Below are 17968 nucleotides of genomic sequence, written 5' to 3' on the forward strand. Positions count from 1 at the left end.
TTAGGTAAGGAGGTGATCCAACCGCAGGTTCCCCTACGGTTACCTTGTTACGACTTCACCCCAGTCATGAATCACAAAGTGGTAAGCGCCCTCCCGAAGGTTAAGCTACCTACTTCTTTTGCAACCCACTCCCATGGTGTGACGGGCGGTGTGTACAAGGCCCGGGAACGTATTCACCGTAGCATTCTGATCTACGATTACTAGCGATTCCGACTTCATGGAGTCGAGTTGCAGACTCCAATCCGGACTACGACAGACTTTATGAGTTCCGCTTGCTCTCGCGAGGTCGCTTCTCTTTGTATCTGCCATTGTAGCACGTGTGTAGCCCTACTCGTAAGGGCCATGATGACTTGACGTCATCCCCACCTTCCTCCGGTTTATCACCGGCAGTCTCCTTTGAGTTCCCGCCATCACGCGCTGGCAACAAAGGATAAGGGTTGCGCTCGTTGCGGGACTTAACCCAACATTTCACAACACGAGCTGACGACAGCCATGCAGCACCTGTCTCAGAGTTCCCGAAGGCACTCCTCTATCTCTAAAGGATTCTCTGGATGTCAAGAGTAGGTAAGGTTCTTCGCGTTGCATCGAATTAAACCACATGCTCCACCGCTTGTGCGGGCCCCCGTCAATTCATTTGAGTTTTAACCTTGCGGCCGTACTCCCCAGGCGGTCGATTTAACGCGTTAGCTCCAGAAGCCACGGTTCAAGACCACAACCTCTAAATCGACATCGTTTACAGCGTGGACTACCAGGGTATCTAATCCTGTTTGCTCCCCACGCTTTCGCACCTGAGCGTCAGTCTTTGTCCAGGGGGCCGCCTTCGCCACCGGTATTCCTCCACATCTCTACGCATTTCACCGCTACACATGGAATTCTACCCCCCTCTACAAGACTCTAGCCAACCAGTTTCAGATGCAATTCCCAAGTTAAGCTCGGGGCTTTCACATCTGACTTAATTGACCGCCTGCGTGCGCTTTACGCCCAGTAATTCCGATTAACGCTTGCACCCTCCGTATTACCGCGGCTGCTGGCACGGAGTTAGCCGGTGCTTCTTCTGCGGGTAACGTCAATTGATAAAGGTATTAACTTTATCACCTTCCTCCCCGCTGAAAGTACTTTACAACCCTAAGGCCTTCTTCATACACGCGGCATGGCTGCATCAGGCTTGCGCCCATTGTGCAATATTCCCCACTGCTGCCTCCCGTAGGAGTCTGGGCCGTGTCTCAGTCCCAGTGTGGCTGATCATCCTCTCAGACCAGCTAGAGATCGTCGCCTAGGTGAGCCATTACCTCACCTACTAGCTAATCCCATATGGGTTCATCCGATAGCGCAAGGTCCGAAGAGCCCCTGCTTTGGTCCGTAGACGTCATGCGGTATTAGCCACCGTTTCCAGTAGTTATCCCCCTCTATCGGGCAGATCCCCATACATTACTCACCCGTCCGCCGCTCGTCAGCAAGAAAGCAAGCTTTCTCCTGTTACCGCTCGACTTGCATGTGTTAGGCCTGCCGCCAGCGTTCAATCTGAGCCATGATCAAACTCTTCAATTAAAAGTGTTTGATGCTCAAAGAAATCGAAAACTTAGCTATTCATAAATGAATTTACTTTTGTTGTTCACTCTTCAAGACTTGATACATCTAATATTTTAGAAGATATCGTCTCTGCGAGTGCCCACACAGATTGTCTGATAATTTGTTAAAGAGCAGTGCAACATTCGCTGCCGTTTCCGGTCTTCTGCGTTGTTGCGAGGAGGCGTATATTACGTTATTCCTCTGAAGAGTCAAGAGTTTTTTCAAACTTTTTTCTTTTCCCTTCGCTGTCCTTCGTGGCTGTTGTCAGCTCATCGTCGGTCAGTGGATGCGCATTATAGGGAGTTTTCTGAATGTGACAAGCATTATTTTAAAAAAACTTTCCGACAGCGTACTTAATAATCAAATCGGTCTTCTTGGTGTAAATAGTAGACAATCATTGTGTAAAAAAGTTTCAAATATAAAAAAAACACCATTTGCAGATTATCTTTATTCTTCCTTACAAAAACACAAACCATAAAAAAGAGGCTTATATAAGCCTCTTTTTCTGTTTCACAGTTATCTCTTATAATAGAAAAGATGCTCTATTACTGTTTTGCAATTATCTTATTATCATCTAAATCTAAGATAATCTCTTTGCCTGGTAATAACTTACCTGACAAAATATCTTGAGCCAGTGGGTTTTCAACCTCTTGTTGGATAGCTCGTTTCAATGGACGAGCACCATAAATTGGATCAAAACCAACTTCACTCAATTTTTCTAATGCCGCACCTGTAATAGTGACGTGATAACCACGCTCTTCTAAACGTTGGTATAAACGACGTAACTGAATTTGTGCAATCGCTGCAATGTTTTCTTTGCCTAATGGGTGGAATACCACAACTTCATCAATACGGTTAATAAACTCTGGTCTGAAATGATGGCCAACTACATCCATCACTATTGTTTTCATTTCAGGATAATCAAGTGTCCCGAAACGTTCCTGAATTAAATCAGAACCTAAGTTTGATGTCATAATCACAACAGTATTACGAAAATCTACGGTTCTACCTTGTCCATCAGTTAAACGACCATCATCCAATACTTGTAATAAGATATTGAATACATCAGGGTGCGCTTTTTCAACTTCATCTAATAAGATGACTGAATAAGGACGACGACGAACTGCTTCTGTTAAATATCCACCTTCTTCGTAACCAACATATCCTGGAGGCGCACCCACTAAACGAGAAACGGAGTGTTTTTCCATAAACTCAGACATATCGATACGAACCATTGCATCATCACTATCAAACAAGAAGTTTGCTAGTGCTTTACATAATTCTGTTTTACCCACCCCTGTTGGTCCTAAAAATAGGAACGAACCAATTGGGCGATTAGGATCAGACAACCCAGCACGACTGCGGCGGATCGCATTTGATACTGCGCTTACAGCTTCTGCCTGACCAATAACACGTCTATGTAATTCTTGTTCCATTCTTAGCAGTTTTTCACGCTCCCCTTCTAGCATTCTAGAAACAGGAATACCGGTCCAACGCGCTAAGATTTCAGCAATTTCAGCATCAGTGACTTTATTACGTAACAGCTTCATATGTTTATCTTCAGCTTTATTCGCTTCAGCAAGCTGTTTTTCTAACATCGGAATTTGCCCATATTGGATTTCTGACATTTTTGCCAAATCACCACTACGGCGAGCTTGCTCTAATGCAATACGAGCTTGCTCTAATTCTGATTTAATATGTTGAGTTCCTGTCAGCTCTGCTTTTTCTGCTTTCCACTCTTCTTCTAAAGCGGAATATTCTTTCTCTTTTTCAGCAAGCTCTTCATTTAGCATTTCTAAACGCTTTTTACTTGCATCATCAGACTCTTTTTGCAGGGCTTGTTGTTCAAGTTTCAGCTGAATAATACGTCTATCAAGTCTATCTAATGCTTCTGGTTTTGAATCCATTTGCATACGTAGGCTTGCACCTGCTTCATCAATTAAGTCAATCGCTTTATCTGGTAACATACGATCCGATATATAGCGATGTGATAAAGTCGCAGCTGCAACGATAGCTGGGTCTGTAATTTGAACATGATGATGAAGTTCATAACGTTCTTTCAGACCACGTAAAATAGCAATGGTATCTTCTACTGTTGGCTCTGCTACATACACTTTTTGGAAACGGCGCTCTAAAGCAGCATCTTTCTCAATATATTGACGATATTCATCAAGTGTTGTTGCACCAACACAGTGTAACTCACCACGTGCTAAGGCAGGTTTTAACATATTACCCGCATCCATAGCACCATCGGCTTTACCTGCACCAACCATTGTATGTAATTCATCAATAAACAGAATTACACTACCTTCCTGTTTAGATAAATCATTTAAAACTGCTTTTAAACGCTCTTCAAATTCACCGCGATATTTAGCGCCAGCTAATAAAGAGCCCATATCAAGAGAAAGCACACGTTTATTTTTTAAACCTTCTGGTACTTCGCCGTTAACAATACGTTGAGCTAATCCTTCAACAATCGCCGTTTTACCGACACCCGGCTCACCGATAAGCACTGGGTTATTTTTAGTACGACGTTGTAAAACCTGAATGGTTCTTCTGATTTCTTCATCACGACCAATGACAGGATCAAGTTTGCCTTGTTCTGCTCTTTCCGTTAAATCCACAGTATATTTTTTCAATGCCTGACGTTGGTCTTCTGCATTTTGATCGTTCACTGTTTCTCCACCACGTATTTTTTCAATCGCTATCTCAAGACTTGCTTTATTAGCACCCGCAGCTTTTAGCATATCAGCAACTTGACCACCGGTTTCCATTGCAGCTAAAAGGAAAAGCTCTGAGGAAATAAATTCATCACCTTTTTTCTGTGCTAACTTATCGCACAAATTAAGATGTTTAATAAGATCATTAGAGGGATGAACCTCTCCACCAGCACCTTCAACTTTAGGTAATCGAGACAAAGCTTCATTAATTCGCTCATTAAATTGCGATGCATTAACACCTGTTGATGTTAATAGAGGGCGAATTGAGCCACCTTGTTGATTAAATAACGCACTCAGTAAATGTATGGGTTCTATAAATTGATTATCGTTCCCAAGTGCCAATGACTGGGCGTCTGCGAGAGCTTGCTGGAATTTATTGGTTAATTTATCCAGACGCATAACACCTCCAAGTAAAATTTAAAGTAAAATTCGTAACTGGAGAATAGATGAGGTCATTTTGACAATATTCAAGCTCAAAATAAAAATTTTGAGCAAAAATATTTATCAATATTTGAGATAAGTGAGAAAAGCGGTTGAGAGAAGTTTATTTAATCCAGATTAATGATGCCATTCGACCTGTTATCTGTTCACGTCTATACGAAAAGAAACGCGATTTCTCTGTCACAGTACAGAAATCACCACCGTAAATCTGAGTTACCCCATTTTCCTGTAAAATTATTCTCGCTAACATATAGATATTAGCTAAATATTTATCATTATGAGGAATAAATGCAGGATCAAAGGCCTTATTTTTTTCAATAAAGGCCAAACGTACTTCAGCCCCAACTTCAAAAGCATTGGGGCCAATTGCAGGTCCCAACCATGCCATTATTTGATGTTTGGGTGCTTTAAACTGTGCAAGTGTATTTTGTAATACACCATGGCAAAGCCCTCTCCATCCACCATGTGCTGCACCAACTTCTGTTCCATCAAGCGTTGTAAAAAGAACAGGTAGGCAATCTGCCGTCATAATTGCACAAACTTTTTTCTCGGTAGCGGTATAAAGGGCATCACCTTCTACTTCATTATTTTTCTCAGCTTTTAACGTAACAACGTGAGTGCCATGAACTTGTTCAAGCCATAATGGCATTTCAGGTAACTGCGCTTGTTGGCAGAGTCTACGCCTATTTTCTTCAACGCAAGACAATTCATCACCAACATGTGTACCTAAATTAAGGCTATGATAAGGCGGTAAACTGATACCGCCTTCTCTGAGCGTACTGCAAGCCCCAATATTCTCAGGTTGTGGCCAATCTGGAAAAATCAATGAAGTCATTTACCAATCCATTTCATCTTTAAATTGTTCAGCATCATCTTTTAATACATCGATAAGCTTAACCATATCATCAGGTAACGGCGCATGCCATTCCATTTCAATACCCGTGATCGGATGATAAAGACGTAACATTGTTGCGTGTAATGCTTGTCTATCAAATAAACGTAGCGTTTCACGCAACTCTTCTGATGCACCTTTTAAAGGGCGTGGTCTTCCTGCATAAAGCTGATCACCAATTAATGCATGATGAATATGCGCCATATGAACACGAATTTGATGGGTACGCCCCGTTTCTAAGCGTAAACGTAAACGTGTATGAGCACGGAAATGCTCCATGACGCGATAATGCGTTACTGCTGGTTTACCCATTGGGTGTACAGCCATATGCGTACGCTTAGTCGGATGTCGAGAAATGGGTTCATTGACTAATCCACCCGCTGTCATCCTTCCGGTCGCAACTGCTTCATACTCACGCGTGATTTCACGACGTTGTAAAGCTTCAACTAGATGAGTTTGAGCAGGAACTGTTTTTGCAACAACCATTAAACCTGTTGTATCTTTATCCAAACGATGGACAATACCTGCGCGAGGTACATTAGCAATTTCAGGATAACGATAAAGTAATGCATTTAATACGGTACCATCAGGGTTACCAGCACCAGGATGAACAACGAGATCCCTTGGTTTATTGATAACTAAAATATCGTCATCTTCATAAACGATATTTAACGGAATATTCTGAGGCTCCCAGCGTGCTTCCTCTTCAATTAAGGCATCGACTTCAATTTTTTCACCGCCAAGCATTTTTTCCTTTGGCTTATTGATGATTTTATCGTTAACCTGCACTCTATTGTCTAAGATCCACTCTTTTATACGAGATCTTGAATAATCAGGGAACATTTCGGCCAAAGCCTGATCTAAGCGTTGACCCAGCTGTGAATCTGCGACTGTAGCATTAAGTCGTATTTGTTGAGACATAAATAGTTTTCTATTAATTAAGTTAGTGTTTTGACGGCACAGCCGTTTCATTTAAAATGAGTTATAGTGTAACCGATTTTAGGGGAGCTTCACGGAGAGACTCCCCAAACCTATTCAGAGGATAATCAATACGTGATGAGACGCATTAAATACCTGGTGGCAGCGGCCACTGTAAGCCTGTTACTTTCTGGCTGTTCGAGTTCAGACAAAGACGCTACTGCCGATATGTCGCCTTCTGAGCTTTACACAACCAGTCAGGAAAAATTGCTAGATGGCAATTATGGAGCGGCTATCAAACAATTAGAGTCTCTCGATAATCGCTATCCTTTTGGCCCTTACTCGCAACAAGTTCAGCTCGACTTGATTTATGCTTATTATAAATCAGCGGAACTGCCAATGGCGATTACTGCAATCGACCGTTTTATGCGATTAAACCCAACCCATCCTAATATTGACTATGTTCTTTATATGCGAGGCTTAACTGCTCAAGCATTAGATGATAGTGCATTACAAGGATTCTTTGGTATTGATCGTTCAGACCGTGATCCTCAACATGCAATTGTGGCATTTAAAGACTTCAGTCAATTAGTACGTTATTACCCTGATAGCCTTTACGTCGCTGATGCAACCAAGCGCCTTGTCTTTCTTAAAAACCGTTTAGCGAAGTATGAACTTTCAGTTGCGAAATTCTATACTAAACGAGGGGCTTATGTCGCGGTTATTAATAGAGTAGAGCAAATGATGCGTGATTATCCTGATACACAAGCTACTCGTGATGCGCTTGAATACATGGAAAACGCCTATAAAGAGTTAGGTCTGACACAAGAAGCAGATAAAGTGGCTTCATTGATTGCAGCAAATCCAGCTTAACCCAAACATCACTATCAAAAACAGCAGCTTATCGCTGCTGTTTTTTTATTCTTTTTTAGCTAAATTATCTTTACTTTTCATCAGCCCAACCTTCCTAATATGACTGAATAAATACAACTTAACAAGCGCTCTTTTTCAACTATTTATCATTTGTCACGTTTCTATTACTTGTTACACATACAACCAACAAAAAGTGATTTTGATCATGTTTTTAATTGTGTATCACGATATTCTGAAGTTATCGAAGACGGAGTAATTAAGAGGTAACTATATGATTATAAATATTACTAGCAAACAAATGGAAATTACCCCAGCACTACGTGAACACATTGAAAGCCGTCTAACTAAACTTAATAAATGGCAGGTGAATTTAATCAATCCTCGTATTATTCTGACAAAAGATCCTAAAGGTTTTAGTGTTGATGCCAGCATTCACATACCAAATGGGCAATTGGTCGCTAATGCACAACACACAGATATGTATGTCGCTATTAATGATTTGTTAGCAAAACTTGAGCGCCAATTAAACAAAGTTCAGCATAAAAATGAATCTCGTCGGGCTGATAACAGCTTGAAAGAAGAAAATTTACTTGTCGATGAAATGTAAATAGTAAAGCTAGATTAAAAATTAGAATAAATCACTGACTCAAAACGCCTCTGCGCATCCTCGTGATGCGCTTTTTATTGTATTTTTCTTGACTCCTTTCACATCATCATGTTTGATAGCTATATGTTAAATAATTTACCAAACAATATAATGACGACGCATTCGTTTTTGTCTTTCTTCTTTTTCTTTTTACTCTTTCATTAAGAGGCTTTGTCATTTCAGAAAGAAAAGTAAGAACGACAATAGCCTCCAAAAATGGAGGCTTTTTTTATTTATAATGGTATGACGCAAAAGTATAGGGCTAAAACATGGAAAAACTCGATTTATTAGCAATCAGAGATAAAATCACAACGTTAGATTCAGAATTACTCACGTTGTTAGCAAATAGACGCCAATTATCTGCTGATGTCGCTCAATTTAAATTGAATACACATCGCCCTATTAGAGATAAAAATCGTGAGCGTGAATTACTTGATTTATTAATTGAGAAAGGAAAAAAAGTTGGTCTAGATGGTTTTTATATCAGCCGCATTTTTCAAATGATTATTGAAGATTCCGTATTAACCCAGCAAGCTATTTTACAGCAACACCTAAATGCGACACCAAATGAATCTGCAAGGATTGCTTATTTAGGCCCTAAAGGCTCTTATTCACATATTGCTGCTCGCCAATATGCGGCTCGTCATTTTGATACAATTATCGATTGTACTTGTCACAAGTTTGACGATATTTTCACACTGGTTGATACAGGGCAAGCTGATTACGGTTTATTGCCTATTGAGAATACCAGCTCTGGCGCAATTAATGATGTTTACGATTTACTGCAAACAACATCACTGTCTATTGTGGGTGAAATTCGTATTCCTATTAATCATGCACTTTTAACCAGCGTTGATAGTTCGACAGAAGAATTGCAAACTATTTATAGCCACCCTCAACCTTTCCAACAATGTAGCCATTATTTAAATCAGTATCCAAACTGGAAAATTGAATATTGCGAAAGTACGGCCGCTGCAATGGAAAAAGTAGCTCTTGCACAATCACCACATGTTGCCGCTATTGGTAGTGAAGCGGGTGGATCTCTTTATGGCTTAAAACCCTTAGCGAATAATTTAGCAAACCAGCAAATAAACGTAACACGCTTTATTGTTATCGCACGTAAAGCGATTGATGTGTCAGAGCAAGTTCCTGCAAAAACAACGTTCTTAATGGCTACAGGGCAACAAGCGGGGGCTTTAGTCGATGCTCTAATGATTTTAAAAAAATACGACATTATTATGACAAAATTAGAATCTCGCCCTATTAATGGTACGCCTTGGGAAGAGATGTTTTATATTGATGTTCAAGCTAATCTGCGTGATATAAATATGCAAAAGGCTTTACATGATTTATCACAAACAACACGATCATTAAAAATATTAGGATGCTATCCTTCAGAGAACGTAGTGCCTGTCGAAGTAAAATAATAAAAAAGCGCATTCATTAATAAATAAGCCAGATAGTGCATCACTATCTGGCTTCTCTTTTTATCTCATATTTTTACGTTATCTCTAATTATAAGAAACCATACATCGCTGCAAATACCCAACCAAAGACACAGGAAACTGTTACACCAATTAATCCCGGTAGGATAAAACTATGGTTTATAACAAAACGCCCTATTCGAGTTGTACCAGAACGGTCAAATTGAATAGCCGCTAAGTCACTAGGATAAGTTGGCAAAATATAGTAACCATAACAAGCGGGTGCAGATGCAATGATATAAGCAGGATCAACACCAATACCTAATGCTAAAGGAACAATTGCGGCTAAAGCTGCTGCTTGAGAGTTAACAAACTTAGATACCAATAATAAAACCACAGCATAAGCCCAAGGATATTCTCGTACTAATTGTCCTAATGCTGCTTCTATTTCTTTCATATGTGCAGAGAACATGGTTTCTGCCATCCAAGCAATACCATATACAGCAACAATTGCTATCATCCCTGAACGGAATACTTCATTTTTAGATATAAGAGACGGATTGGTTTTACAAATAATAATAATTGATGCGCCCGCTAATAACATAAACATCTGAATAACGAGCACCATAGATAACGGTTTACCATTAAATACAGGACGTATTTCAGAAAAAGCACCTAATATCGCAACAACGGCAATAGCACCTAAAAATATCCACATTGCCACCCAGTTTTTCATTGGCAATTTTTTATCTAAAAGTGTTGCTGTATCACCGTAAACATAATCATGGTTTTCAGGAACTGAAATAAACTCTTGGAAGCGTTGGTCTTTATCTAAATCCTTACCTCTAAACCAACTAAAAATACCAATCGCTAAAATACCAATAAAAGTAGAAGGAATAGTAATTGCTAATAAATCTAAAAACTCAAGATGCTTACCATTAAAAGTGACATCACCTAACATTGCCACTAAGGTTACAACTGCAACAGAAACAGGGCTTGCAATAATCCCCATTTGCGAGCCTATAGTACTTGCTGCCATTGGCCTTTCTGGTCGGATATTATTTTTAATCGACACATCATAGATAATTGGCAAAATGGTATAAACAACGTGTCCCGTACCACACAGGATTGTGAGTGTACAAGTTACAAGTGGTGCAACAATAGAAATATATTTTGGATTTTTACGTAATAATTTTTCTGCTATTTGCAACATAACATCTAATCCACCTGATGCTTGTAATGTCGCAGATGCAGAAACAACAGCAATAATAACTAACATTACATCAACTGGCGGTTTTCCTGGTGGTAAGTTAAAAATGAAAACTAAAATAACTAAACCGACACCACCGAGCAGACCTAATGCTATTCCCCCTTTCCTAGCTCCATAAAATAGACACACTAATATAATGGCGAGTTGTATTATAAAATCCATAGTTTACCCCTTGAAAAACACGTCGGAATACAAATAAAAAATAATACAATTGATTTTTTAGCACTTCTTGTAAAAAACATAGTTTATAAAATGTAATTTACGATAACTGTTATACCTATTTTTTTGATCATTGTTATATTTTCAATAATACTTTTCTATTTCATTCAATTTTAAGAACTCATCAACAAATTATTTTTAATAAAAGACAATATCGAACATTAATAGTTATTTAATTAAACCCAATAATAACAATTGAATAACAATGAATATGAAAAATATTAGGGGATTAATAAAAACAAATATTTATCTTGTTGTTTTTAAATATATATTTAAGTTTACCTACCCTTATTTTCTAAATAAGAGTAGGAGATCCTATTTATTATCAAATTTGAAAAAGACAGGAGAATAATATGAATACTTTTATCTTACTGATTTTAAGTGTATTTTTTAATAATAATGCAGATAGAGTTGATCCCAAGGAGGGTTATTACGCTTATTCTTTGAGTAATCAATCACATTTACAGCGTTGTACAGTAAGTCCATGTCCAGATCCTAAGGACTATTAATTTATAACTATATTATTTTAAAGGGAATTTATATGCTTAAACTATATATTTTAATACTTTCATCTCTATTTTCTAGTTATATAAGTGCTCAATATCATAATGAAAACATACAAAAAAAATCATCAATAAATGAGTATTCACATAATGAGACTAATACAACTGATCCTAGTGGTTGCGTTTGGCCACCTTGTGATGATGAGTGGTAATAAACTAAAAAAACAATAAATAATTAGCAAAATAAAAGCCGAACAATCACTGTTCGGCTTTTTATACTGTTATTCCTTTATACCTTTATATAGGTAGCTAAATACTATATATAGTTATATACGGCTATCATTCGCTTTTTGTAATAATACGCCACTCTCTTTCATAAATTGAGAAGCATAATCACCAAACCAATCACTCACGTTATTAAATGAATGGATAAACTCATTCTTTGCATTTATATCTAATAGGTCGATAGCCTGACCTAATGAGTGATGATATCTACGAATTAATTCAATATTCTCTTTCGATGATAAAATAATATCTGCATACAGTTGAGGATCTTGAGCAAATAACCGCCCTATCATTGCCAGTTCTAAGCGATAAATAGGAGATGAAAGTCGCAGTAAACTCGCCAGATCGACTTTTTCTTTTGCTAAATGCTGACCATAAGCAAAGGTAGTAAAATGTCGAAGAGCTTGAATAAAACTCATGTTTTTATCATGCTCTTCTGGTGTAATTGCCTCAATTCTAGCGCCCCATACCATCAATTGCTCTAACAACCATTCAAATTCTTGATGGTTACGACCTTCACAATAAGCCACAACCTGTTTTGCTAAGCTAGGCACATCAGGTCCAAACATAGGATGAAGACCTAAAACAGGCCCACTATGTGCTTTTAACATTGCGTCTAAAGGTTCTTTTTTAATAGAAGCGAGATCCACTAACAAACAACTTTCAGGTAAAGGAGGAAGCTTCCCAATAACCTCAACGGTTAAATGGATAGGTACACTAATAATAACCATCCCTGCATTATCAAAAATAGCAGGTGATTTTATTTGCCATTCATTTGCTTCTAAACTTTCAACTTGATAACCAGAAAGGGTAAATAAACGGGAAAATAGTTTTCCCATTTTGCCATTCCCCCCCACAATCACAATTTTACCCAGTTGAGGATTTAGCGTTTTAAAGCCTTTGTCATTCTCTTTGGTATAAGATTCACGCATTACTCGGCGTAACACATCTTCAATCAAATCTGGGGATATTCCCATTTTCTGCGCATCATTACGCCGAGAAGCAAGCATTGAGGCTTCTCTATCAGGAGCATAAATCGGTAAACCATGGCGATTCTTAACTTCACCAACTTCAGCTACCAATTGCATTCTTTTCGCAAGTAAAGAAAGCAGTGATTTATCTACCTGATCGATTTGCTCACGCAAATTTTGTAATTCTTCAGCCATCTATGCTTGCCTCTTTTTCTTTATGATTATCTAACTTAGCTTACTTTTTTAAATTGCTCTTCACGCTGAGCTAAAATAGGTGAAATTTGCGCATGTAAATTTCTTAATACAGATTCTGTTGTTTCCCAGCTAATGCACGCATCGGTGACTGAAACACCATATTTCATTTCGTTACGAGGCTGTTCTGATGATTGATTGCCTTCATTAATATGACTTTCTAACATAATACCAGTGATAGATTGATTACCTTTAGTGATCTGTTCAATCACTGAATCCACCACGGCGGTTTGACGACGAAAATCTTTATTCGAATTACCGTGGCTACAATCGATCATTAATGACGGTTTTAAGCCTGCTTTTACCATATGGGCTTCACATTGCGCCACATCTTCTTCATGGTAATTTGGCGTTTTACCACCACGTAAAATAACATGTCCATCAGGATTACCTTGCGTTTGTAATAAACACACCTGCCCTGATTGATTAATTCCCATAAAACGATGTGGCATAGAGGCAGCCTTCATTGCATTAATCGCCGTATCAAGATTACCATCAGTTCCGTTTTTAAAACCCACCGGCATTGAAAGTCCTGATGCCATTTCACGGTGAGTCTGAGATTCTGTTGTCCTTGCACCAATCGCAGACCAACTAAATAAATCCCCTAAGTATTGTGGATTATTAGGATCTAATGCTTCAGTTGCCAAAGGCAAACCTAATTGTACAAGTTCAGTTAATAGTTTACGGGCAATATGTAACCCTTTTTCCATTTCAAAGCTACCATCCATAAATGGATCGCTAATTAACCCCTTCCAACCCACTGTTGTACGAGGTTTTTCAAAGTAGACACGCATCACAATGTACAGACTATCACTTAATTCAGACGCTAATACCTTCAGACGTTTTGCGTAATCGATAGCAACATCAACGTCATGAATGGAACAAGGCCCACATACCACAAGTAAACGAGGATCACGACGTTGAACAATTTCAGAGATTGTTTGACGTGATTGAGCAATGGCATGCAGGTCATTGCGACTCAATGGATATTTTTGTTTTAACTCTTCAGGCGTAATTAAAACCAGCTCTTCGCTGATATTCACATTATTGAGTGCGTCTTTTTGCATGATCATAATTTTTACCTTTTTATATCTGTCATTGTGATTTGTTGTCTGCCTGAAAGATAAGATAACACGCAATGTAAAGAAATCAATCCGTATTTTTAATAAAAATGATATAATTGTAACCTATAGTTTACACTAAATAAGAAAGCCAAATATAATTATTAAATTACAACAAGTTAAAGCATAATTAAAAAATAATAATAATGTGACATTGATTAAATTAAAACAATAAAGTGTAATCAAATGTTTACATATTATCTTTTAATGTATTTTGGAATAAGAGGAGTTAAAAAGAGAGGAATATAAAAATAAGTAACAATATAATAAAAATTCAACATAAAAAAGGTCAGCAAACGCTGACCTTTTAACAATAACTTTCGGATGTGCGAAAGCGTATTATTTAGCGTTAAGACGCTCTTTGATACGAGCAGCCTTACCTGAACGCTCACGCAGGTAGTACAGTTTAGCTTGGCGAACCGCACCACGACGTTTCACAGTGATGCTATCTACGACTGGAGAGTGAGTTTGGAATACACGCTCAACACCTTCGCCATTAGAAATTTTACGAACAGTAAATGCAGAGTGCAGACCGCGGTTACGAATAGCGATAACCACGCCCTCGAATGCCTGCAGACGTTTTTTAGAACCTTCAACAACCCATACCTTAACTTCTACATTATCGCCTGGACGAAATGAAGGTACATCTTGCTTCATTTGTTCTTGTTCGATTTGCTTAATAATATTGCTCATAATAACTCTCTTACCCTAGGTAAACTGATATTAATGACACCTTGTGTCAGACTTACTCTGCTGTACTTTCCAGATATTCCCGTTGGAACTCTGTTAACAGCACTCTTTGCTCGTCAGTCAGAGCTAGGCTTTCCAGAAGCTCAGGTCTTCTTAGCCAGGTTCGACCCAGTGATTGTTTCATACGCCAGCGATTAATATGTGCATGGTTACCTGACAGTAGAACTGCCGGAACTTCCATACCATCTAATACCTCTGGGCGAGTATAGTGAGGATGATCCAGTAAACCTTCAGCAAAAGAATCTTCTTTTGCTGAGGCCGCATGCCCAAGAACCCCCGGAACAAAACGAGCTACAGCATCTATCATTATCATGGCAGGTAATTCCCCACCACTTAATACGTAATCACCTACAGACCATTCTTCATCGATTTCAGTCTGAATGACACGCTCATCTATACCTTCATACCGACCACAAACTAGAATTAGCTTCTCATTTGTTGCCAGCTCACAAACTCCTTGTTGATCGAGTTTGCGTCCCTGAGGTGATAAATAAATCACCTTTGCTCCATCACCTGCCGCAGCTTTCGCTTGATGAATAGCTTCCCTTAAGGGCTGTACCATCATCAACATACCAGGACCACCGCCATAAGGGCGATCATCAACGGTATTGTGTCTGTCGTATGTAAAATCTCGGGGATTCCAACATTCTACATTAAGCAAACCATGCTTAACTGCCCGACCAGTCACCCCGTACTCGGTTATAGAGCGGAACATTTCTGGAAATAGGCTAATTACCCCAATCCACATTTTCGTGTCCCACTATTGAGAACCGTTAACCGGATAATCTAAAAACCAGGATCCCAATCAACGATAATTTTTTTCGCTGAGAGATCGACTTTCTTGATAACCTGCCCATCAAGAAACGGAACTAACCGTTCCCCAACACCGAATGCATCTTTCAGATTAGCTTTAATGACCATTACGTCATTTGAGCCAGTTTCCATCATGTCAGTAATGACACCTAAATCGTAACCTTTGTCAGTTTCAACATGGCAACCCATCAGATCTTTCCAGTAATACTCACCTTCAAGTTCAGGCAGTTGCGATGCATTCACGACAATTTCAACATTAGTTAGGAAATTAGCTGCATCTCTGTCGTCAATACCTTTTAGTTTGACGATAATATCTTGGTTGTGATGTTTCCAACTTTCAATTTCAATAGTTTCCCATTGTCCATGTCGTTGAATAAACCACGGTTGATATTCAAAAATGTTTTCGGCATGTTCGGTGGAGGAAAAAACTCTGAGCCAACCACGGATCCCGTAAGGTGAGCCCAACTTCCCCATAACAATAGGTTCTACAGGCTCTTTTAAGGTTTTTTGTTCGCTCATTGTTACCACCGCGACAGATTAAGCGCTTTTCTTCGCTGATTTGATCAGGCCAGCAACACGTTCTGAAACAGTTGCGCCTTGAGCAACCCAGTGTTCAACACGGTCTACGTCTAAACGTAATTCTTCTGCATTACCGGTTGCCAGTGGGTTATAAAAGCCTACGCGTTCAATGAAACGACCATCACGCGCATTGCGGCTATCGGTTACTACTACTTGGTAAAACGGACGCTTTTTTGCGCCGCCACGAGCTAAACGAATTGTTACCATAACATCCTCATTAGTTAATAAAACAACCAGACGCCATCGAGGAACGGAGTCCGGTTGTCATATAAAAAGCCCGAAAAGTTTACTCACTTTGGGGAAAAAAGCAATCCAAAGCACGTTTTTTTTCCGGCTTTTTGATTTTAACGGCCTGGAAATCCAGGTGGCATCATACCTTTCATGCTACGCATCATCTTAGCCATGCCGCCTTTTTTCATTTTTTTCATCATGCGTTGCATATCATCAAACTGTTTTAACAAACGGTTGACGTCTTGCACTTGCGTTCCTGAACCCGTCGCAATACGGCGTTTTCGAGACCCTTTGATGATTTCGGGTTTTTGGCGCTCTTTTTTAGTCATGGAATTAATAATGGCTTCCATTTTCACTAAAATTGAATCATCCATTTGTGATTTTACAGCATCTGGCACTTGAGACATACCCGGCATTTTGCTTAACATACTCGCCATGCCGCCCATGTTTTTCATTTGCTTTAATTGATCTAAGAAATCATTTAGATCAAAGCCATCACCTTTTTTAAGCTTCGTCGCCAGCTTTTCAGCTTGCGCTCTATCAACTTTGCTTTCAATATCTTCAATTAAAGATAGAACATCACCCATGCCTAAAATACGAGAGGCAATACGATCTGGGTGGAAAGGTTCTAAAGCTTCTGTTTTTTCCCCAACACCGAGGAATTTGATAGGTTTACCTGTGATATGACGAATTGATAACGCCGCACCACCACGCGCATCACCATCAACTTTCGTTAAAACAACCCCTGTTAATGGTAATGCTTCGTTAAAGGCTTTTGCTGTATTTGCTGCATCTTGACCCGTCATAGCATCAACAACAAATAAAGTTTCAACCGGGTTAATGGCTTTATGAAGAAGCTGGATCTCCTCCATCATGCCTTCATCTACGTGCAAACGTCCCGCGGTATCCACCAGTAACACATCATAAAATTGAAGCTGTGCATGTTTTAATGCATTACTTGCAATCGTCACTGGGTTTTCTTGCACTGTTGATGGGAAGAAATCAATACCAACTGTTTCAGCCAATGTTTCAAGTTGTTTAATCGCCGCTGGGCGATAAACGTCAGCAGAAACAACCAGAACCTTTTTCTTCTTTTTCTCTTTTAAGAATTTACCTAATTTTGCAACACTGGTTGTTTTACCAGCACCTTGCAAGCCTGCCATTAAAACAACAGCAGGTGGCTGAGCAGAAAGATCAAGGTCAGTATTGACTTCCCCCATCGCATTGACGAGTTCATTTTGAACTATCTTCACAAACTCCTGACCCGGTGTCAGGCTTTTGTTAACTTCATGTCCTACTGCGTTTTCTTTAATTCGCGCAATAAAATCACGAACCACTGGTAAGGCAACGTCGGCTTCTAATAACGCCATACGCACTTCACGCAGTGTCTCTTTAATGTTTTCTTCGGTCAGTCTTCCTCGACCGCTTATATTGCGCAGCGTGCGCGATAATCTGTCACTTAAATTCTCAAACATTATCTTAGCTCAGTGT

General features: G+C 39.2%; 15 protein-coding genes, 1 rRNA gene and 1 other annotated feature. Of the genes, 4 read left to right on the forward strand and 12 right to left on the reverse strand.

Features of this window, described 5'->3' with window-relative positions:
- Nucleotides 1–5: 5 nt before the first annotated feature.
- The 4 genes from GWI68_RS16365 to rluD all read right to left on the reverse strand — a co-directional run bounded on the left by GWI68_RS16365 (nt 6) and on the right by rluD (nt 6543).
- Nucleotides 6–1548, reverse strand: a 16S ribosomal RNA gene (locus GWI68_RS16365).
- A 566-nt stretch (nt 1549–2114) separates the two neighbouring features.
- Nucleotides 2115–4688, reverse strand: coding sequence for an ATP-dependent chaperone ClpB (clpB, locus tag GWI68_RS16370; protein ID WP_166540963.1), 2574 nt, complete (start codon nt 4686–4688; stop codon nt 2115–2117).
- A gap of 145 nt (nt 4689–4833) precedes the next feature.
- Nucleotides 4834–5565, reverse strand: coding sequence for a purine nucleoside phosphorylase YfiH (gene yfiH, locus GWI68_RS16375; protein ID WP_166540964.1), 732 nt, complete (start codon nt 5563–5565; stop codon nt 4834–4836).
- Complete coding sequence (gene rluD, locus GWI68_RS16380) at nt 5566–6543, reverse strand: 23S rRNA pseudouridine(1911/1915/1917) synthase RluD (protein ID WP_166540965.1); 978 nt, start codon at nt 6541–6543, stop codon at nt 5566–5568.
- A gap of 135 nt (nt 6544–6678) precedes the next feature.
- Here rluD and bamD point away from each other — a divergent pair, with 135 nt between their 5' ends.
- The 3 genes from bamD (at nt 6679) to pheA (ending at nt 9486) form a co-directional block, all read left to right on the forward strand.
- Nucleotides 6679–7413, forward strand: coding sequence for an outer membrane protein assembly factor BamD (gene bamD, locus GWI68_RS16385; RefSeq protein ID WP_072070872.1), 735 nt, complete (start codon nt 6679–6681; stop codon nt 7411–7413).
- A 271-nt stretch (nt 7414–7684) separates the two neighbouring features.
- Nucleotides 7685–8020, forward strand: a complete 336-nt coding sequence (gene raiA / locus GWI68_RS16390) for a ribosome-associated translation inhibitor RaiA (protein WP_109409475.1) — start codon at nt 7685–7687, stop codon at nt 8018–8020.
- A gap of 155 nt (nt 8021–8175) precedes the next feature.
- Nucleotides 8176–8292: a sequence feature (Phe leader region), on the forward strand.
- A 36-nt stretch (nt 8293–8328) separates the two neighbouring features.
- The gene (gene pheA / locus GWI68_RS16395) at nt 8329–9486 is read left to right on the forward strand and encodes a bifunctional chorismate mutase/prephenate dehydratase (RefSeq protein WP_109409474.1); all 1158 of its coding nucleotides are present in this window, start codon (nt 8329–8331) and stop codon (nt 9484–9486) included.
- 88 nt (nt 9487–9574) lie between these two features.
- Here pheA and GWI68_RS16400 read toward each other — a convergent pair whose 3' ends face one another.
- The gene (locus tag GWI68_RS16400; protein ID WP_109409473.1) at nt 9575–10915 is read right to left on the reverse strand and encodes an anaerobic C4-dicarboxylate transporter; all 1341 of its coding nucleotides are present in this window, start codon (nt 10913–10915) and stop codon (nt 9575–9577) included.
- A 410-nt stretch (nt 10916–11325) separates the two neighbouring features.
- On the opposite strand from GWI68_RS16400, the gene GWI68_RS16405 reads away from it, so the two are divergent.
- On the forward strand, nt 11326–11481 hold the full coding sequence (locus GWI68_RS16405) for a hypothetical protein (protein WP_166540966.1): 156 nt from the start codon (nt 11326–11328) through the stop codon (nt 11479–11481).
- A gap of 320 nt (nt 11482–11801) precedes the next feature.
- Here GWI68_RS16405 and tyrA read toward each other — a convergent pair whose 3' ends face one another.
- The 7 genes from tyrA to ffh form a co-directional block, all read right to left on the reverse strand.
- Complete coding sequence (tyrA, locus tag GWI68_RS16410; RefSeq protein ID WP_166540967.1) at nt 11802–12926, reverse strand: bifunctional chorismate mutase/prephenate dehydrogenase; 1125 nt, start codon at nt 12924–12926, stop codon at nt 11802–11804.
- A gap of 35 nt (nt 12927–12961) precedes the next feature.
- Nucleotides 12962–14056, reverse strand: a complete 1095-nt coding sequence (locus tag GWI68_RS16415; protein ID WP_109409471.1) for a 3-deoxy-7-phosphoheptulonate synthase — start codon at nt 14054–14056, stop codon at nt 12962–12964.
- Between the two features lie 387 nt (nt 14057–14443).
- Nucleotides 14444–14797, reverse strand: coding sequence for a 50S ribosomal protein L19 (gene rplS / locus GWI68_RS16420; RefSeq protein WP_036932575.1), 354 nt, complete (start codon nt 14795–14797; stop codon nt 14444–14446).
- A gap of 52 nt (nt 14798–14849) precedes the next feature.
- Complete coding sequence (gene trmD / locus GWI68_RS16425; protein WP_072070877.1) at nt 14850–15602, reverse strand: tRNA (guanosine(37)-N1)-methyltransferase TrmD; 753 nt, start codon at nt 15600–15602, stop codon at nt 14850–14852.
- A 38-nt stretch (nt 15603–15640) separates the two neighbouring features.
- A complete protein-coding gene (gene rimM / locus GWI68_RS16430; RefSeq protein WP_036932577.1) occupies nt 15641–16186 on the reverse strand; it encodes a ribosome maturation factor RimM in 546 nt (181 codons plus the stop codon).
- Between the two features lie 18 nt (nt 16187–16204).
- A complete protein-coding gene (rpsP, locus tag GWI68_RS16435) occupies nt 16205–16453 on the reverse strand; it encodes a 30S ribosomal protein S16 (protein ID WP_004244772.1) in 249 nt (82 codons plus the stop codon).
- A 137-nt stretch (nt 16454–16590) separates the two neighbouring features.
- On the reverse strand, nt 16591–17952 hold the full coding sequence (ffh, locus tag GWI68_RS16440) for a signal recognition particle protein (protein ID WP_166540968.1): 1362 nt from the start codon (nt 17950–17952) through the stop codon (nt 16591–16593).
- Nucleotides 17953–17968 lie beyond the last annotated feature (16 nt).

Source organism: Proteus sp. G2669, assembly GCF_009915245.1.
Taxonomy (GTDB): Bacteria; Pseudomonadota; Gammaproteobacteria; order Enterobacterales; family Enterobacteriaceae; genus Proteus.